Source organism: Kordia antarctica (assembly GCF_009901525.1).
GTDB lineage: Bacteria > Bacteroidota > Bacteroidia > Flavobacteriales > Flavobacteriaceae > Kordia > Kordia antarctica.
Genome location: NZ_CP019288.1, coordinates 2,475,908 through 2,494,605 on the forward strand (window position 1 = coordinate 2,475,908; position 18,698 = coordinate 2,494,605).

Here is an 18,698-nt window from a genome sequence, read left to right on the forward strand (position 1 = left end):
TAAGAATTACACTATAAAAAATCTTTTACATATGTCCGTTTTCAATAGCGTATCGAACTAAGCCTAACGAGCTTTTTACGCCTGTTTTTTCAATCAAATTTCTACGATGTGTTTCTACAGTACTGTGTGCAATATTTAGTTTTGCTGATATTTGTGCCGTTGTATGTTCGTCTATAATTAAACGCAAAACATCTTTTTCTCGCTTAGTAAACTGAACCGCTTTTTGCTTGGGTTTTCGAACAGCATCTACCAAGATATTTAATACTTTTCCTTTGAGATATTCTTGTCCTTTAGCAATGGTTTCTAAAGCTTCTACAAATTCCTCTTTTCCTCTATTTTTTAAGATGTAACCATTGGCGCCAATTTCGACAAGTTCGTGTATAAATTCGCTTCCATCGTGCATGGTTAGTATTAAAATTTGCACTCCAGGATGTTTTTCCTTAATGATTTTAGTTGCTTCTACGCCATCCATTTCTGGCATGCTAATGTCCAAAACTGCGATGTCAATGTTGTTTTTTTCGATCAAATCAATAGCTTCTAAACCGTTTGATGCTTCGCCAATAATTTTAATGTGCGAATGTTGCACCAATAGCGATTTCAGTCCGTCAATTACGATTTGATGATCGTCTGCAATGATTATATTAATCTCTTTCTTTTTTTCCATATTAATTTTTTAAGTAGGTATTTCGAGTGTTATCGTTGTGCCATTTCCTTGGCTTGAATCGATCAATACATTTCCATTCATTTCCGCTACACGTGCTTTGATACTTTTAAGTCCCATACCTTCATCGGTGAGGTTTTTTATATCGAATCCAATTCCGTTATCGGTTACCATAATGTTTAAATCGGCTTCTCTTTTTAAAAGTTGAATGGTGACTTCGGTAGCTTCCGCATGTTTCAATATATTGTTGAGTAATTCTTGTATGATTCGATAGAGTTGTATTTCGGTTGAATTATCCAATCGATTGTCCAATCCGTGCGTAACTAATTCAATTTGAAGCATTTTGGTTTCTTCTATTTTTTGCTTTAACTCTTTCAATGCTGGAACTAAACCAAATTTTGTCAGCGTTCCCGAAATCATATTATGTGCTATTTTCCGAACGGTTTCGCAAGCTTCATCTAATAATTGATTCGCTTTTTCGTATTGCGATTTGGTTTCATTTTTGATTTTTTGCAAATCATCTTCCACCGATTTATAATGAATTTTCACTACAGACAGCATACTTCCCAAACGATCATGAAGGTCTTTTGCAATACGTTCGCGCTCTTTTTCCTGTCCCGAAATCATTTTACTAATTGCCTTTCGTTCTTGCGCTTGCAGCATTTCTTCAAGCTTTTTTTCCTGTTTTTCTTTTTCTAATTGTGTTGCTAACTTTTGTTGTTCAAAAGCTAATTCAGACTCTTTCTTTTGTTGTTTTAGCTTTCTATTTCTCAAAATGACAAAAAATAATATGACAATAGCAATTAGTATTATGATTATAATTTGACGCATTTGTTCAGCGTTTAAAAGTGCTTTTTCCACTACATTCTTTTGAGCTTCCATTTCTCGCTTATCATTCATGTAGCCTAATTCAAAACGATTAGTAGCATTCATTTTTTTGTAAATATCCTCTCTAACGTTTTCACTAGAATCTTTATAGTTGTATGCCTTTTCAAAATCGCCAATGGTTTGATAATAATTAGAAAGTGACACATATGTTTTCTGTAATAAGGAAGAATCTTTAATCGTTTCTTGTAAGGCTAAACTTTGATTAAAATTGAGTAGTGATTCTTTGTAATTTCCCAACTCTAAATATAAATTTCCTAAATTATTATAGCTTGTAGAAAGTTCTTTTGTATCATTCTTTTCAATAAAAACTTTTTGTGCTTTTTGATAGTAATACAACGCAGAATCTATACGTCCATTTTCTTTATACAACGTCGCCAAATTGTGATACAAGCTTGAAGCATCTTTTATTTTATACTCAGGAATCAGTTTTAAAGTTTCTAAATAGACTTCCTTAGATTTTTCATCTTGATCTAAATAATCATACGCTCTTCCAATTTCTAAATTTGAGTTAAATACATCTTTAGGACGTTCTAGTTTTACGAAAAGTTGTTTTGCTTTTAATGCATTCTCCAACATTTCTACATAATTTTCTCGGTGTTTATCTAACGTGGCTAATTTTAAATATATCCTAGCCAAACCTAAAGAATCAGCAATTTTTTCACTAAATGCTAAACTCTTCAAATAATACTCCAAAGCTTCAGGATATGCTTCTATTTCTTTATACAAATCTCCTAAATTAGCCGTTGCTTTTGCGGCTGCTTTTAAATTATCTTGCGCTTCAAAAGATTCACTACTACTCAAAAAAGCATCTATCGCTGCTACAATTTTATTCTCCTTCTCGTAAAAGATTCCAAGTTCGTTATAACCTCTAGCAATTTCATGTTGTAAATTGTTCTTTTTAGCTATTGACAATGCTTGTAAAAAATATGTTTCAGCATCTATTTTATGACCCTGTATTTTTGCAATCTTTCCTAAAAAATTTAATGCATTTACCTCACCTTTAGTATAATTGATTTTTTTGCTTAATTGTAATTCCTGTAAAGCATACTTTATTCCTGAAGAATCTTTTTTCTTCCGCAGTGACCAAACTAATGAATCCAATGTTTCTATTTTTGGAATACCTGTCCTTTTAGTTAGTCTAACTTTCAAACTATCAATTCTAGTATTATTTTGACTAAAAGAGACAGCTGTATTTACACTGATAAAAAAACAAAAACAATAAATTATGGACTTCATAAAGATTGATATTAAAATTAGAGGCATTAAACATTAAAAGGCTCAACTGTCTTTTCTAAAGATAAGTAAAGCCTTTTAAAAGTGTAAACTTTTTAGTATAAAAATCTAAAAGCTACCAGGCCTAACTTCTCCTTCATCTTCTTCTTCAGAATTATTGGGTTCTGGTTTCTTAGGATCTGTTGTTTCATCGCCATCGCCTGATCTCGGCGTATCACCGTATGCTTCTAATGTGTGTGGAAATAAGGTTTCTTCTGACGGATTTTCAATTTCAATTTTTGTAGTTAGTGTTCCCATAAAATTATTTTAATAGTTTTTACAAATTTCAGAGGAAAATCAATGAAAAACAATCGTCAATTTTGAGTATTTTTTTATCCATAAAATTAAGGAAGTCATCAAAAAAATGCCCGCTCAACTCATTCTTGAGATACCGTAACTTGATTTTTATTAATCGCGATGGTCAATTGAGATTCTCTTTCTTTGTCATAATAAATTTCTACTTCTTTAAAATCATTTCCGATTTCGATGGTTGTTTTTGATGGTTTCATTTTTAGAGTGTTTTAGGTTACTCTAAATGTCTGCCAAAAACAAACATCAAACAATACTTAATAATACGTATATTTTAGTCATTAGTATTGAGGACAAATTTATAGTGGAGATTCATTCTGATTTTTTAAATTGCATAGTTTAACAACAATTTTACACACAAATAAATGATTCTACTTTCCATTCTCTTTCAAAATTTAGGTAAATTTCTTTGTTTAAAACTTCTCAAAACAACATTAAAAGAAGTTCGACAAACATGGAATTGGAAACGTTTTGCATACGAATTTAGCGGAACTATTTTTATATTTCTGTTGATTTTCATCTCGTATACTTCATACCTATTACCACAAGAAAAAGTGTATTTAGCAAATGACGATTTAATCTACGGAATTGAAGCGAATGTAACTGCTGAAAATATTGGTTTTGAAAATGGCGATAAATTAGTCACAATAAATGGAGAAAAAATAGGGAAATTTGAATCAAGGTCTTTTATTGTTGATGTTTTATTGAGTGAAGATACTTATGTTGATATCAATCGAAATGGAGAAGAAATTCGTATAGAAATCTCAGATGAACAGAAAAAAGAAGTTTTAGATGATAGAAATAATTTTATCTCGCCAAGATTTCCAGAGAAATTAACGCCAACTCGTGAAAATTATAAAATAACTGAAATAGTTTCAAACTTTTATAGATTACTACAAAATGCTGGCGCACAAGTAAAATTGACCATCTTCCCAATAAGAACAATTAAAAGTTACAAAGACGTTAGACGTTTTCCTAAAATGGAAATCGTTAATTTTACTACAGGATATTTTGTATTTCTCAATGCTACAGCCATACTTATTTGGATAAACTTTCTGCCAATTCCAGGACTAGATATGGGAAATGCACTCATTGCTTTCATCGAAAGAAAACGAAAAAAACCTTTTCCACCTAAAAAATTACGAAAAATTCAGTTTATTGGAATCGCATTGTTGATTTGTTGGATTTTAATTTCGGTGTTTCTTCTGTAACAAATACATTTTATATGCACTGAAAATAAGTCGATTACTATAAATTATGTTGCTGTTGTGTAACAACTTCAAAAAAATATCTACATATAATTCTAAATTCTTTATCTTTAGAAATTACATCTAAAAATGTTATATCTCGCGAAAGCGATATTAAATAAGATATTTTACAAACTAACATTCATTAACATAAACTACATACTATATGGCTGACGAATTTGATTTACTGGAAACTTCAGGATCACAACAAGAACAAAAATCGAACGATAAAGTAGATTGGGGAAAAGCTATCGACACAATGAAGTCGAAATTAGCACAAGAAGACAGTCCAGAAGTTCGTCAAAAAATACTAAATGCAACACTTGATAATGTTGTAGATATGGCTGAAAAAGATCGTACTTCTTTGTTAGATGCGATTCGTGATTTAACAGATTATCAAGACGAAGTTGGAATCATTTTTGAACGTTTTTCTACTTTAAATGATGCCGAACAAGGTGTGATTGATACTGCACAACAAGATCTTGAAAAAGCAAAAGTTGAGTATCGTGAAGCGATGGAGAAACCAGATACTTGGTGGAATAACCTTTGGGGAAGAAAGTCGAAAATGAAAAGCGCAAAAGCTGAGCTAGATCAAGCTGAGAAAGACAGACGTTTTTCAGATTCTAAAGCAAAAGAAATGTTTCAAAAACGTATTGAAACTTCAGATACAGAAACGTTGTTAAAAGAACTTTCATTCAAAAGTCAAGCAGCAGTAAAACGCTTGAAAGATCGTGAAGTTGAAATTAAAGATGTGGAAAGCAAGTTGCAAGTTGCGATAGTTGAAGCAAGTAAAAATCATACGAAAGCTTTACAGAAAAAGAAAGAAGTTGAAGAAAAACTTGAAACGGAACGCTCTTTATTGAGTCAAGTGCGACAAGAGTTAGATGAAGTTGTTGACAAACAATCAACTGCGTATTCTGAAACGCTTTCTAAAATCACGAAACTAGAGCAATCTGTAGAAGAATTAGAAGGTTTACGAACTGCATATATTACGTTAGCGGCGAGTAAAGATAGTTTTGTTCACAAGCATAATTTAACGATCAAAGTATTGACTTCGTTACGTAGCAACTTGCAAACGCACAGAGCAAAATTAAAATCGGATACTGAAGAACGTGTTCGTTATTATGACGGTTATGTAGTTGCTTTGAAAGCAAGAACAGATCAAGAATTTGCAGCAATTTTAGAGCATTTAGGAATTAAAACGGATGAGAAAATCGGAGAAACGCTTGCTGCAATGCATACTGCAAGTGCAAGAGCGCGTCAAGATATGATGGAAAATATTCCTGTTCACGAAAAAGTAATGAAAGGTATTTACGGAAGTTATGCTGAATCGTTGCAAGAAATTCGAGAGAAAGATGTTGAAATTCGCAAGAACTTCGAAAATCGTTATGGAATTGACATGAAAGAATTATTCGAAGAATATTATAAAAATAACGATAATCCGAGTACTGGAAATGCTGGTGGCGGAAGTGAATCTGGCGGTGGAACTCCAGCTCCAACAAATACTGGCGGTTCGGATGATTTGTTAGGATAATTAGTTCTAAAAATAAACTACAAACTAGCAATTTCGCATGAAGGATTGTATTTCGACTACGCTCAATATACAAAAGTATTGGAGCTCATTTGCGAGAAGTCTAAGAAGCTCTTTTGTTAGAAGCCTAAGAAGCTTTTTTGTTAGAAGTCTGAGGTACTCGAAGACTGCCCAAAAAATACTAATCACTAAAATTAATTCGTTTTAATGTCTATAAACGATATCACAACTCCATTAGATTCTGCAACGTTAGATTCGGATTCGCAATACGAACTTTACTATAAAATGGTAAAACATGTATTGGACGAATTTGAAGTGAATTTAGTGGAATGGAATCATTATAAAATTTGCACCAAAGAAGAACTTAAATCGTTGGAAGAGTATTGCAAACGCTTGTCTTTTTCGCTAAAAGCAATGCAATTAAAGTATCGTTTTGACGAAGAACGCATGAAGGTAGATTTGACCGAATCTGGGTTTCCAAACTACTTAGAGCTTCGCTACATTCACAACGATTTGGACTTAAAAGAAGAGTTTAAAGCAAAACTTCCTGGCGCAGATGTTTTTAAAGAAAAGTTTCTTCGGCAATTGATGATAAATAAACAACATGTTGAAAAACGTGATTTGTTTGAAGCGTCTTCTTCGTTGTATTATAATATGATTCAGGAGGATAAAATTTTTCAAAAATTGGTGATTGGGAAAATTAAAAAGACCAAAAGTACGTTTGCTAACTACGTGCTCGATTGGGCTTTTTATGATATATCTGTCAACAGACCATTTATCTGTTTTATGTATTTTGATTATGAACCCGATGAAAAAATAACACAGGAAATTTACGATACTATTAAAGATTGTGCCGATCGTTATCAGGATTTAGATAATATGGCGTACATGATTGATAAACGCTTAAAATATGTACATCCGCGAAAAATAAAACGTGTAGATTTAGGTATTTTACATAGCATTTTCTCAAAAGACGATCACGAAATTACAAGTGCGCTTTTACAAGCAATTGCACATAAAGATGTTGGTTTGCACTCGTTTTCATTGACGACAACTGTGGAAACCATTAATTCGGTAAATTCGTCAAAAGTGAGCAATGACTTGTTATCATTTTCAAAACAAGAAATTCAAGTTTGGAGTGAAGTTGCAAAACACAAATATATTTTGGCTCCACATAGAGTGATTCAATTATTATACGGAAAAATTCCAGATACGATTATTCACTTGCATCACGAACCTTTTGAGGTGGAAGAATTGCCTTCGGTTTGAAGTTGAATCTGAAATTGAAGTTGAAATCGAAGTTGTCAGTTGTCAGTTGTCAGTTGTCAGTGAATCAACGAAAAACAAATCAACGAATCAACAAAAAAAAAACAAATCAAAGCAAACAACTGACAACTCATAACTCATAACTCATAACTCATAACTCATAACTAAAAAACAACAAAAAAACATACATGGAGAAACAACCAACTTTTCCTATCAAAAAAACGGAATTAACTATTTTGCGCGAAGAAGCTTCTTCTTTTATCAAAGGCGTACAATGGGAACAAGGTTACAAAGCTAGAAACAGAGACGAAAACAAAGAGCAAGAAGACATTTTAATGTACTTATCCAAAGCGACAGGAAATGCTGGCGCGAATGCAATTTCGATTTCTAAAACGATATTAAGTCTCAAAAAACGCTTACTTCCAGATTCTGTTGCATTACCGCTTGCGCTGAATGAAACTCTCTTTAACTTACAGGAAGCATTGGCAATTGGCTTGTGGATTCGTGATAGTTATTATGATGCTTCTGGCTTGTCCATTTTGCATGAAAAACGAACTGGACTTTCTACGGATCAACGGAAAGAATACGAATCTAAACAACAAACGGCTACGGCTTTTATGGTGTTTAGTTTGTCGTATTATTTAGTTTCTCGACTCAAAGAAAAAGCTACGGAAGACAATAAAGTGATGCAAAATAAATTTGCAGGAATTCCTGAAGTTTCCGTGTTATCGCCAATGAAAGGAATTTCATGTTTGTTATTTTATTATGACAAGTATATGAATCTTCCAGGTTTCATAAGCTCTGAACAAGATGTGATTGATTTTACAGTGTTGTATTTTGAATCGTATTTAAACGAAATTATACAACGAAAAGGCGCGTTAGATTTTACCGAAGTTATTACAGACCGAACGTATTTACTAGAAGATTCTGAATTTTCGATTGCTGGTTGGGATACCGTTTTCACGGGAAGTGCCAAAAGTATCGAATTCAATCCAATTCGTTTTGAACAAATTGTCGGAAACAAAGACGCAAAGCACTTTGCCAAACGTTTGGTAGAACGTATGATGAGTTACGACATTGCAACGCAAAAAAATCCTTTTCAAGAATTGGGCGGATTTATGCCTGTATTTATGGGTTATGGAATTCCTGGAACTGGGAAAAGTATGCTAATTGCGGCAATTGCAACGATGTTGAAAGAACGTTGCGATCATTTAAACATTCCGTTTTTATTTCATCCGATGCCAGATACTGTCGTTTCTACTTTTCAAGGTGGATCGGCAGAAAAAATGGTACAATGGATGAAACCGATGCAAGATCCAACACGATTGATCTTCGCTCCTATTGATGACGCAGAAAATAATTTACAAGAACGAACTGCGCAAGGTGTTTCGGCTGGTGTAAAAGAAGTAATTGGTGTGTTTTTACGCTACACGGAAGGTGCTTATGCTGTAAATCATGGAAATAGTGCGATTGGATTATTTACCAATTTGCCTGAACAATTGGACAAAGCTGTAATTTCCAGAATTCAAGGACGATTTAAAATTGACGGCGCACGTACGGAACACGATTTCTTAGATCAAGATTATATTTGGTGGAGAAAACTCGAAAAAACGTTACCAGGTTTTGTTTCTATGAAAGATCATCCTGATTACAAATATTTAAGCGATCAAGGATTGGTTGCCAATGCAGGAGAAATTTTAGGGCAATTGGAAAGACCTACTGAGGAAAAAATTGCGGCGATTTACGATAAAGTTTTGGCGAAAGATTCGTTAAACTCACATACTTTTTATTCGAACTTATATGGTTCGGTTCAGAAAGAATTTCCGTTTTTCTCTTCGAGAGATATTAGAAATATCCAAAGTGCAATTTCATTACGTTTAACAGATTTCAATTTACCCGAAGATTGGTTTGAAAATCCTGAATTGTATTTTCAAAAGGAATACGATACCAAACTAGGAATGCTAAAAGAATTGATGACTGCAAATATGAAAGGACTCAACTTTGCAGATGTTAGAAAACAAGAAGTGATTCGATATTTAGATAATGTTGCAACGATTGCAGACACAGATTTCTCACGTAAAGTGGAACAACAAATCATGCAAATGAAAATTGGAACTGAAGCGAGCAATCGTTTTGAAAAAGGATTTGAATAGGTATGAAAAAATTCGTTTACGTATTGCTTTTTTGTGTTTCATTTGTGACTGCGCAAGAAAAAAATTCAGCGGAAGCTGTTGTACAAAAACAAGTTGAAGCGTACAATGAAGGAAATTTAGATGCTTTTTTAGAAACGTATAGTAATGATGTGAAAGTATATAATTTCCCGAAGAATTATCAGTCTCTAAATGGTAAAGAAAAAGTAAAAGAAGTCTTTGGCAATCTTTTTAAAAAGTATCCAAATTTACACAGACATATTCAAGACAGAATTGTTACTGGAGATACGATACTAGATCATGAAAAAATAACATTTAGTACAGATGAGCCAATTCAAAAGTTTGTAACAATGTACATTGTAGAGAACGAAAAAATCAAAATTATCCATTTCTTAAAACGTAACTAATGTTGAAAAAAATAGCTAAAATTGCTGGAATTATTATTTTATGCCTTTTCGCTTTGCGCATTATTGGTGGAGTTACAGGAATGTTTGCTTTTTACAGCGTTCCATCAAGTGGTGATGAACCCAATATTAAAACAGGTTCTTATATAATTATTACAAACTTAAAAACGCCTAAACGCGGTGATTTTATTTCCTATAACTTCAACGATTCTTTATATGGAAATATGAGATATTTACATCGTTTGTGTGGTGTTGAAAATGATACTATTGAAATTAGAAATAGTGTGTTGTTTGTAAACGGAGAAAATTTTGACAAGCACTTTAATTTACAGCATACGTATGTTTTAAGTCAAGCTCAATTGGACAATATGAAACAGCTTTCACTAGAAAATTTCAGGATTTCTGAAGATAAATTCATGGTATTTATTCAAGATGTTGATGCGAAAAAATATGCTTTAGAAAAATATCGTTTTATACATTCCAAAGATAAAATTGACCAAGTTATCAAAGAACAATACAATCAAAACTGGAACAAAGATCATTTTGGTCCGCTTATTATTCCGAAAGGAAAAATATTTGTTTTGGGCGATAATCGTGATAATTCACAAGATAGCAGACATACTGGATTAAGAGACGCAACTGCGATTATTGGTGTGTATTGGAAAACTGTGTATTGAAATAACGATTCAAAACTGTTATGATCCGTTTGAATTCTAAGCAAACATGTAACAAAACGACTGAATTCCTTACTGATACTATGTAACTGCGTATTTTAAGAATAAAATCAACACGTAATAACAACAACATAATACACTTAAGAAACTATAAATAATTGTATTTTTATAGTGAATTGAAAATTACCGAATGGAAAAATTAAAACGATCCGAATTATTTGGCGCAGCCTTAGTTCCTGTTACAGGCGCTTTGGTAGAACGCTATAATAAATGTCTCTCTTTTATTGGAACCGCGCCAACAGAATTGCGCAGTTTTCATATTGACGCAATAGGTTGGAGTCCTGAAATTGCCGATGAAAAAGATGATTTTCTATACTTAAATTCTGGCGAATCCAATCCGAATGCAATTATTCTTTCGCCAAAGCAAAACGAAAAACCTGCCTATTCACCTTTTCATAGTTTTGATAAAGATATCATGCACCATATTTTTAAAAAGCATGCAGATACGATTAAAGATATTACACGAGATGCTGCAATTTGTGTCGATTTAGATCAATATATAGACGCATTTTACGAACCAGAAGATTTATTAAAATACAATCAAATTACCGTCGATTTTTCTGTGGTTGATGATTTGTATAGCGTGCAACAACAGCAATTGAAACTTGTTGAAGAATTTCATGAAGAAGGGAATTTTCTGGATGAAACGTTGCATTTAAAAATTTTGGCTTCCGCCAGAAAGCACGGCGATTTAAGATCGCGCACGCTACAAATGAAACAAATGAACTTTTTGACAACTTCTTTTTACACACGAGCATTTGGCGGCGTATTTGTATTAAGAAGAAAAGAAAGTGGAAAGAATATCTTGATTTTCGAATCAAAAGTAGAAGCAGATAAAGTAACAACTTCTTCAAAAACACAAGCTTTTCATATTGAAGATGGACGCTTTTTTAGCGCATTAGCCGCAGAAAAAATGATCGTGCTCGATGTTGAACACAGTGTAAATTCTGGTTATTATGAACGCGTACAAAAAATAATTTTCTCAAAACACCTTAAAGATGCGACACATTCGTTGAGTGAAATATTAGAAAATTCAAATGTATACAAACGTTATTTGAACCGTTTTACAGCAGATGCGCGAAAGCAACTCATGATTTTAGATCGCTTGCAAGCAAATTCAAAAAAAGCAAACGCTTTAGATATTGAAGGTGGATTAACACAAGAAGTTTTAGCGTGTATTCAAATTCCAACACCAGAATTGCCAATGAAAGAGCAAGAACTCGTTTGGAAATTGATCGTAAAAACATCGCCTTACAAAGATCCGCTTTTCTTATATTGGTACGATAAAGAAACATTTTACAAGGAATATATCGCTTGGGACGAATCCTATCAGGATTGGGTCATCAAATTAATTAAACAAAATACTTGGAACTCATGATCACATTTGACATCATTATATTTATATCGAGCATCATTTTTGGAATTGCTTTGTATTGGCTAGAAGCTAAAAATAACGGATTGTACAGATCCATCAACAAAATTACAAATTCAAAAGAATTACGAATGCCTGCGATAAGCAAAAAAGGCTTTTTTGTAAACCAAGAATTTATTCCAAGACTCATTTATGTAAATGTAATTTTTATTTTAGTGGTATTGGTTTTTCTAGTTTTACCGTTTGGTCCACGAATTGAATATTATGTTTCTGGCGTACTTGGAACAATGATCGGAATTTACATTGCAAATTTTGTGATTAATGTAAAAGACAGATCAGAAAATATTCTTGATAAAGTCGTTGATACTGGAAATGATATTATTGACGATATTAAAACTAAAGGACAAGAAGTTACGGATAGTTTTTCAAAAGAAGAAACTACAGAAGAAACAATGTCAACCGAACCTGAAACGCCTAAAAAAAGCGGTAGAGAACGATTAAAAGATAAAGGATTATTAAAATAAAAGTTATGTTAAAAAGATTTTGGAATCGCGGAACTAAACAAAAAATCATCCTCATTATTGTAGGATTGATCGTTATTTGTACGCTTTTAATTTTGAGAGATGATTACCAACCATTTTTACTCTTTTTAAGAAAGTACTTGTTTATATTACTATTGTTTATAGCAATTATTTACTTTGGAATTAGAGCGTTTCGAAAAGCAGAAAGTGCCATTAAAAAAATATTTAAAGCAATTCTGACGTTGGCGTCTATTGTGCTGATTTATGTGTTGCTTTGGAATATTGGCATGTACGATTATTTACAAACGTACAATGTTTTTAATGACATGGATCTTCAAGAGATTTCAAAGTTACCTTTGAGTCGAAATGAACGTATTCAGCCATATAACAATATTAAAACAATGGCATACGAATCTATTTCTGAAACACAAGAAGTTTCAGCGCCACAATTGGTTCGTGTAGATGATCGCAATCAATGGACAATGGCAGTTCAGCCGTCGCAAGAATATTTTATTCAACGTACAAATGATAATATTGAGGAATTATTTTCGGTATCGAGCACATCGCCTTCTCCTCGCTTTTCTAATGAAAATAGAATTCCGGCAACGTTTGCCATTGGCGAGTCGTTAGCATTTAGTAGAAATACGTACAATGCAGTTGTACAACGTTTTAATCCTTGGCAATTGTTTAATTATGAGCCGCATGAAGCGTATTATATGAAGAATGACGATGGAAATTGGGTTCAAGTGGTAAGTTTAATTAAATGGAAAGGTTTCTTTTTTCCCTATCCAACTTTTGGTGGCGTGATGGTTATAGAAACTGGCGAACACGATTTTAATGATTATTTAGAGCGTTTGTTAATTGGAAAAGGAACGTTTATTTCTGCGGAAGATGTTCAGAAACATCCATACTTAACGCGTCAAAATACTTTGTCTGAAAAAATATCACGTTTGCAAGCAAAGTCAATGATGTTTTTAGGAGGATTTACAGATCCACTTCCGTGGAATAAGAAAACTGCAGTGAAAATTCCAGATTTGATTGAAGATCAGAATCAACAACCTTTCGTGACCGATTTTAAGTTTACAGGAACTGTAAATAATGCGTATGACGGATTGTATCATTGGTTTGGTTTAGAACCAATTGGTGCAGAACGAACAGGATTATCTATCAGTGTTTTTATTCCTGCGGATGGAAGCAAAACTGTATATTACTACAATCATGCAGCTAGAAAAGAAGGTTTGGCAGGTGTTTCTGCAATGCCCGCAAAAGTGATGGAATCTAAAAAGGAATACGATTGGACCGTAAATAAACCTGTAGAGTTTAGACCTTTTATACGAGATATTGCTGGAAAAAGACGTTTGTTTATGTTAAGTACGATTGCTGCAAAACGCGCAAATAGTAATCAATTTGATGGCGGATCGACACCAGATTTAGCGTTGGTTGATGTTTCCTATAAAGATGTAGTTTGGATTGATGCAAAACATCCTTCAACATGGAATGAAGAAATTTTAAAGCAATTGGGCGAAACATGGCAAGCTTCTGAAAATTTGTCTGATAGTGAGTTGTATCCTGAAAAGGAAAATTTAAAAACGGAAATTATAAAAGATTCGTTGACGATTCAGAGAGATAGTATTGTGAGAGATACGCTGAATCAATAATTCATAGTACTTCTCGATACAATTTTTCTTCATTACATTACGAAAAACCACTCGAAGTGACGTGTTTTCTACGATATAAATCTTGATTCTATATTCTTGATTCTATTTCATGCTAAAACGTCAATTCGAGTGTTTCGACTTTAGGAGAAATGTATCGAGAATACTTTGAATGACAACAAACTATCTCAACGGAATATGTAGCAAAACTTCTGTTCCGCTTGCAATTCCATTCGCGTCTTTTAAGTCTATAAATTGTATGGAAAAACTATTTTTGAAGTCTTTTACAAAGTTTGTTAATCTACTATTTGTCAACGAGATTCCAATAGATTTTCGTTTTACAATTTTATCATCTCCAATTTTCTTTGCCGCTTCTCTACCAATTCCATTATCAGTAATCGCAATGGTGACAAAGTCTTTTTGTGTACTTGTTACGGAAAGCTTAATATTTTTCTGCCCTTTTTTAGGCGATAAACCATGCCACAAAGCATTTTCTAAAAACGGTTGCAATACTAATGAAGGAATTTTTATTTGATCGAGATTGATATCTTCCTCCACAAATACTTCAAAGTTAATTTCGTTAGAAAAACGAATGTTTTCAATACTCATATATAAATCCATTGTTTCCAATTCGTCATTTAAAGACACGACTTTTACGCGTGAAGCATCTAATATTTTACGAATCAACTTTGCAAACTTATTTAAGTAATGTACTGCATTTTTCTTTTCATTGGCAATAATATATTGTTTGATAGAATTCAACGAGTTAAAGACAAAATGCGGATTCATTTGACTGCGCAACATTTCCTGCTCCAAGGTTAAAATTTTCTTTTCGTTGTTTAATAAACGCTGTCGATATAGAATGTAAATCATAATTGCCAAAAACGCGAGTACAATACTACTTGTAATCCAAATACTTTTATTTCGTCTCAGCGTAAGCTTTACATTTTCATTTTCTTTTTCAAGATTTTCTATTTGTGTATTAAATTTTTCTGTGTCGTATTTTATGATCAGGTCGTTTACATATTTGAAATTCTTCCGGTTGGTAATTTCTTGATTCAACTCGTACGATATCTTTCTATATTCTAATGCTTTTTTATAATCTTTCTCTTCTTCTGCAACAACTGCCAAACGTCCATAATTTTCAGCAATTGCACTTTTCAGATTGTATTCTTTGGAAATAGCCAATCCTTCATTCAAATATTTTTTTGCAAGCTTATAATTTTTCATTTCTAAGTATGCCCAACCAAAATTGGTATATACGCCCGAAAGATGAAACTTGTCTCGCAATCCTTTTGCTTTTTCAAACGTAGAAGAAATAATATCAATGGCTTCCTGATATTTTTTTTGCTTGATGTAGATTTGACCAATACTGTTATTACAGATTACACGTCCTAAATCAGAATCAATTTCGTTATTGTATCGCAAAGATTCTTTATAATCTGTTAATGCACCTTCTATATCGCCTGTGGCTTCTTTTGCGTATCCTATGTTATGGTAATTAATTGCTAAACCGAGTTTATTTCCGACACTTTCTTCAATTTTCATTGATTTTGTAAAGCGTTGTATTGCTAAATCATATTGTTCTAATACAAGAAAAATATTTCCCATACTATTTAAAGAAACTGCAATTCTTCGTTTCACAGATTCTGTACGATCTTCAATGGATTCTGCGATTGCTAAGGCTTCTTGATGATAATCTAAAGCGTTTCTGATATCATCTATTCTTCGGTACACAACACCTAACATGTTTAATGAATGTACGTGTGCTTCTTTATTTCCTATTTCGATTGCTTTTTCTAAAGCCTGTTTGTGGTATAAAATAGCTTTGTCATACTGAGAAGTATTTCGACAATGAATTCCTAAAGTATTAAGCGCATAAATTTCGCCAGGTAAATATTGATTCTCTTTATAGAGGTTCACCATATATTGTATTTGTAGTGAATCTCTCTTATATTTTTTTAATGAATTATCTATTTCGGAATACGATGATTTTTTCGTTTCCAAAAGTGCATTTGCATCTCTCACAAAAATGCTATCGAGCGTTTGCGAAAATCCAATGGTAGTAAAAATGAGGGTAAGAATGATTAGTAAACCATTCTTATATGAATTGTACATACATTTTTTGTATTTCTTATAATTTTTCTAGGAAAGCTGCTTTGCGTTGTCTAGAAATGGGGATTTTATGATTGGATATTAGAACTACATATCCATCAGATTTTATGAATTCTTTTATTTTATCTAAGTTGACAATGTATGAATTATGAATCCTAAAAAAACGTTCATCTGGCAACATTGCGTCCACTTCTTTTAGTTTTTTGGTTAATACTATTTTTTTGGAATTGGTAAGATATAAGGTACTGTAATTTCCATCAGATTCGGCAAATAGTAAATCGTCCAAATCGAGAAAAATGAGTTTCCCATCGGTATTTATGGTTATTCTTTTTTTGTTGAATCTGCTATTATAGTCAGATAAGATGCGTTCAAATTTTTCGGTAGATACATCATTTCGAGCAATGTATTTTTTCACTTTAGAAATAGCGACTTTTAAATCGTCCATGTCAATAGGTTTCAACAAGTAATCGATTGCTTCTTCCTTTAATGCTTTGATGGCATATTCGTTGTAAGCGGTTGTGATGACTACGGCAAAATCTTTCGACTTTATTCTATTTAAAAATTGAAAACCATCCATCGTTGGCATTTCGATATCAAGAAAAACACAGTCGCACGTTGCTTTCTCTACATATAGTAACGCTTCTTCAGGATCTGTAAACGTAGCTAGAATTTCTATTTCATCGCTGAAGTTTTCCAATTCCCAAGTGAGACTTTCCAGAGCTTTGGGTTCGTCATCTATTAAAATTGCTCTTAGCATAAGTTTTGGCTTTTAATTAGTCTAAAGGTACATCTTTCGAGTTAAATTCTGACAAAGTTCGTGTCGTTGGTGCAAAAATATGTATGTGCGGTTTGCTTTTGCAAATAATCAACAAACAAGGGTATTTACACCCTTTTCAGTCAAAAACGATCTATACAAGATTTGATTCCATTCATACAAAAACTATACAAATCAACGCTTTCATGCGGTATATTTGAAAAGTAAATAAAGTTACACCCAAATTATGATCACAAATAGTCAATACTTAGTATAACTAACAATTTATCAACAAGAATACAATTTATCAAATTAACTAAACACTCAAAATCAAAGTAATGAAAAAAATTACACTAATTCTAATGCTAGTTTGCTTTGCCTCCTCAACAAAGGCAAACAATATCCAGGTGAACAACATATCACTTGAAAATTTAAATGAAGTTTCTAACTGGGTAAACATTGAGTTTGACCTTTTTTGGGAAAATTCATGGAGAATAAGCTCAGGGCCATCTAATTATGATGCTGCTTGGGTATTTATCAAATACAGAGTAAACAATGGAACATGGACACACGGAATTGTGAGTCAAGCAAACTCAACTGCTGCTACAGGAGCAACTATGGATGTTACTTCTGATGGAATTGGAGCATTTATATATAGAAGTACTGACGGTAGTGGAAACGTAAATTTCCAAAATAATCAAATTCGTTGGAATTTTGGATCTACTGACACCAATGATGTTATCGACATTCAAGTATTTGCTGTGGAAATGGTATACGTACCAGAAGGTTCTTTTTATGTAGGTGGAACTACAGGAAGTGAAGCAAACAAATTTCACTCAGGTGGTTTTTCTACTTCATCTTCATTTAGAATTACTTCAGAAAATGCGTTAACAATTGCAAACACTTCTGGAAACATGTATTATACAGGAACTAATTCAAATGGTGGTGATCAAACAGGTGTATTAGCTGCTTCATATCCAAAAGGATTCAATGATTTTTATGCAATGAAATATGAAGTTTCCGAAGGGCAATGGATAGCTTTTTTCAATAGCTTAACAGAAAATCAAAAAAATAATAGAGATATTACCGATGCTGATCATAAAAACAGTGATGCTGTTGTAAGCAGAAACACAGTTGCTTGGTCTGGCGGAACTGCAAGTGCAACCACAGCTGCTCCAGATAGGTCAGTTTCTTATTTAAGTATTGCAGATATGAATTCGTATATGGATTGGACAGGAATGCGCCCACTTTCAGAGTTAGAATTTGAGAAAGCGTGTAGAGGTCCTATTTTATCTAAATCTGGCGAATTTGCTTGGGGAAGTGCTAATATTAATTCTGTTGATTATACTGTAGTAAATGCTGGTTTTTCAAGTGAGCGTATTTCAAATAGTGCTACCAATACAGGAAACGCATTGTATAGTTTAACGGATGCAAATTTTAGTGGTCCTGCAAGAAATGGAATATTTGCTTCTAGTGCTATTAATAAAAATAGAGAAGAAACTGGCGGAAGTTATTATGGAATTATGGAACTGTCTGGAAATTTATATGAACGATGTGTTACTGTAGGAACTGCACAAGGAAGAAACTTTTCAGGACTTCATGGAAATGGAATTATTAGTTCTACTACAGGAAACGGTACGGTATCTAACTGGCCAAACAATACAACTGGTGATGGATATAGTTTCCGTGGAGGAAGCTGGTTAAATGGAGCTGACTTTTTAAGAGTTTCTGACCGATTTGATGGAGCGTCTATCATTGCAGGTGGAAATAATCGCCTTGGATTCAGAGGAGCAAGAACAGCACCTTAATATATAAAAAA

At 32.9% G+C, this 18,698-nt stretch carries 16 protein-coding genes; 10 read left to right on the forward strand and 6 right to left on the reverse strand.

Annotated elements, in window-relative coordinates:
* Positions 1 to 25 precede the first annotated feature (25 nt).
* The 4 genes from IMCC3317_RS10055 to IMCC3317_RS23780 all read right to left on the reverse strand — a co-directional run bounded on the left by IMCC3317_RS10055 (position 26) and on the right by IMCC3317_RS23780 (position 3,330).
* A complete protein-coding gene (locus IMCC3317_RS10055) occupies positions 26 to 664 on the reverse strand; it encodes a response regulator transcription factor (RefSeq protein ID WP_160129383.1) in 639 nt (212 codons plus the stop codon).
* 9 nt (positions 665 to 673) lie between these two features.
* The gene (locus IMCC3317_RS10060) at positions 674 to 2,698 is read right to left on the reverse strand and encodes a tetratricopeptide repeat-containing sensor histidine kinase (protein ID WP_160129384.1); all 2,025 of its coding nucleotides are present in this window, start codon (positions 2,696 to 2,698) and stop codon (positions 674 to 676) included.
* Positions 2,699 to 2,890: 192 nt separating this feature from the next.
* Complete coding sequence (locus tag IMCC3317_RS10065) at positions 2,891 to 3,079, reverse strand: hypothetical protein (RefSeq protein WP_160129385.1); 189 nt, start codon at positions 3,077 to 3,079, stop codon at positions 2,891 to 2,893.
* A gap of 119 nt (positions 3,080 to 3,198) precedes the next feature.
* The gene (locus tag IMCC3317_RS23780; protein ID WP_262887087.1) at positions 3,199 to 3,330 is read right to left on the reverse strand and encodes a hypothetical protein; all 132 of its coding nucleotides are present in this window, start codon (positions 3,328 to 3,330) and stop codon (positions 3,199 to 3,201) included.
* Positions 3,331 to 3,495: 165 nt separating this feature from the next.
* On the opposite strand from IMCC3317_RS23780, the gene IMCC3317_RS10070 reads away from it, so the two are divergent.
* The 9 genes from IMCC3317_RS10070 (at position 3,496) to IMCC3317_RS10110 (ending at position 14,013) form a co-directional block, all read left to right on the forward strand.
* The gene (locus IMCC3317_RS10070; RefSeq protein ID WP_160129386.1) at positions 3,496 to 4,341 is read left to right on the forward strand and encodes a M50 family metallopeptidase; all 846 of its coding nucleotides are present in this window, start codon (positions 3,496 to 3,498) and stop codon (positions 4,339 to 4,341) included.
* Between the two features lie 202 nt (positions 4,342 to 4,543).
* Entirely contained in the window at positions 4,544 to 5,911 is a 1,368-nt protein-coding gene (locus tag IMCC3317_RS10075; RefSeq protein WP_160129387.1) for a microtubule-binding protein, read from the forward strand.
* 204 nt (positions 5,912 to 6,115) lie between these two features.
* Positions 6,116 to 7,177, forward strand: a complete 1,062-nt coding sequence (locus IMCC3317_RS10080) for a hypothetical protein (protein WP_160129388.1) — start codon at positions 6,116 to 6,118, stop codon at positions 7,175 to 7,177.
* Between the two features lie 185 nt (positions 7,178 to 7,362).
* Positions 7,363 to 9,327 (forward strand): AAA family ATPase, encoded by a 1,965-nt coding sequence (locus IMCC3317_RS10085; protein WP_160129389.1) that lies wholly within the window; start codon positions 7,363 to 7,365, stop codon positions 9,325 to 9,327.
* 2 nt (positions 9,328 to 9,329) lie between these two features.
* On the forward strand, positions 9,330 to 9,731 hold the full coding sequence (locus IMCC3317_RS10090) for a nuclear transport factor 2 family protein (protein ID WP_160129390.1): 402 nt from the start codon (positions 9,330 to 9,332) through the stop codon (positions 9,729 to 9,731).
* Positions 9,731 to 10,405, forward strand: coding sequence for a signal peptidase I (lepB, locus tag IMCC3317_RS10095; protein ID WP_160129391.1), 675 nt, complete (start codon positions 9,731 to 9,733; stop codon positions 10,403 to 10,405). Before IMCC3317_RS10090 ends, lepB begins: the two co-directional genes overlap by 1 nt.
* Before the next feature lie 187 nt (positions 10,406 to 10,592).
* The gene (locus IMCC3317_RS10100; RefSeq protein WP_160129392.1) at positions 10,593 to 11,840 is read left to right on the forward strand and encodes a DUF6638 family protein; all 1,248 of its coding nucleotides are present in this window, start codon (positions 10,593 to 10,595) and stop codon (positions 11,838 to 11,840) included.
* Positions 11,837 to 12,358 (forward strand): hypothetical protein, encoded by a 522-nt coding sequence (locus IMCC3317_RS10105; RefSeq protein WP_160129393.1) that lies wholly within the window; start codon positions 11,837 to 11,839, stop codon positions 12,356 to 12,358. The genes IMCC3317_RS10100 and IMCC3317_RS10105 overlap by 4 nt, the downstream gene beginning before the upstream one ends.
* 5 nt (positions 12,359 to 12,363) lie before the next feature.
* A complete protein-coding gene (locus IMCC3317_RS10110; protein WP_160129394.1) occupies positions 12,364 to 14,013 on the forward strand; it encodes a hypothetical protein in 1,650 nt (549 codons plus the stop codon).
* Between the two features lie 180 nt (positions 14,014 to 14,193).
* On the opposite strand, the gene IMCC3317_RS10115 is transcribed toward IMCC3317_RS10110, so the two are convergent.
* Together IMCC3317_RS10115 and IMCC3317_RS10120 are read right to left on the reverse strand one after the other, a co-directional pair.
* Positions 14,194 to 16,128 (reverse strand): tetratricopeptide repeat-containing sensor histidine kinase, encoded by a 1,935-nt coding sequence (locus tag IMCC3317_RS10115; RefSeq protein WP_160129395.1) that lies wholly within the window; start codon positions 16,126 to 16,128, stop codon positions 14,194 to 14,196.
* Between the two features lie 16 nt (positions 16,129 to 16,144).
* Positions 16,145 to 16,882 (reverse strand): LytR/AlgR family response regulator transcription factor, encoded by a 738-nt coding sequence (locus tag IMCC3317_RS10120; RefSeq protein WP_160129396.1) that lies wholly within the window; start codon positions 16,880 to 16,882, stop codon positions 16,145 to 16,147.
* A gap of 404 nt (positions 16,883 to 17,286) precedes the next feature.
* Between IMCC3317_RS10120 and IMCC3317_RS10125 the strand changes: the two genes are divergently transcribed.
* Positions 17,287 to 18,687 (forward strand): SUMF1/EgtB/PvdO family nonheme iron enzyme, encoded by a 1,401-nt coding sequence (locus tag IMCC3317_RS10125; RefSeq protein ID WP_228055027.1) that lies wholly within the window; start codon positions 17,287 to 17,289, stop codon positions 18,685 to 18,687.
* The last annotated feature ends 11 nt before the right edge of the window (positions 18,688 to 18,698 follow it).

Bases quoted from the DNA above. Each gene is read 5' to 3' on its own strand.
- IMCC3317_RS10080 (WP_160129388.1), top strand. From the start codon at position 6,116: ATGTCTATAAACGATATCACAACTCCATTAGATTCTGCAACGTTAGAT.
- IMCC3317_RS10085 (WP_160129389.1), top strand. From the start codon at position 7,363: ATGGAGAAACAACCAACTTTTCCTATCAAAAAAACGGAATTAACTATT.
- IMCC3317_RS10110 (WP_160129394.1), top strand. From the start codon at position 12,364: ATGTTAAAAAGATTTTGGAATCGCGGAACTAAACAAAAAATCATCCTC.
- IMCC3317_RS10100 (WP_160129392.1), top strand. From the start codon at position 10,593: ATGGAAAAATTAAAACGATCCGAATTATTTGGCGCAGCCTTAGTTCCT.
- IMCC3317_RS10055 (WP_160129383.1), bottom strand. From the start codon at position 664: ATGGAAAAAAAGAAAGAGATTAATATAATCATTGCAGACGATCATCAA.
- IMCC3317_RS10115 (WP_160129395.1), bottom strand. From the start codon at position 16,128: ATGTACAATTCATATAAGAATGGTTTACTAATCATTCTTACCCTCATT.
- IMCC3317_RS10120 (WP_160129396.1), bottom strand. From the start codon at position 16,882: ATGCTAAGAGCAATTTTAATAGATGACGAACCCAAAGCTCTGGAAAGT.
- IMCC3317_RS10065 (WP_160129385.1), bottom strand. From the start codon at position 3,079: ATGGGAACACTAACTACAAAAATTGAAATTGAAAATCCGTCAGAAGAA.
- IMCC3317_RS10070 (WP_160129386.1), top strand. From the start codon at position 3,496: ATGATTCTACTTTCCATTCTCTTTCAAAATTTAGGTAAATTTCTTTGT.
- lepB (WP_160129391.1), top strand. From the start codon at position 9,731: ATGTTGAAAAAAATAGCTAAAATTGCTGGAATTATTATTTTATGCCTT.
- IMCC3317_RS10090 (WP_160129390.1), top strand. From the start codon at position 9,330: ATGAAAAAATTCGTTTACGTATTGCTTTTTTGTGTTTCATTTGTGACT.
- IMCC3317_RS10075 (WP_160129387.1), top strand. From the start codon at position 4,544: ATGGCTGACGAATTTGATTTACTGGAAACTTCAGGATCACAACAAGAA.
- IMCC3317_RS23780 (WP_262887087.1), bottom strand. From the start codon at position 3,330: ATGAAACCATCAAAAACAACCATCGAAATCGGAAATGATTTTAAAGAA.
- IMCC3317_RS10105 (WP_160129393.1), top strand. From the start codon at position 11,837: ATGATCACATTTGACATCATTATATTTATATCGAGCATCATTTTTGGA.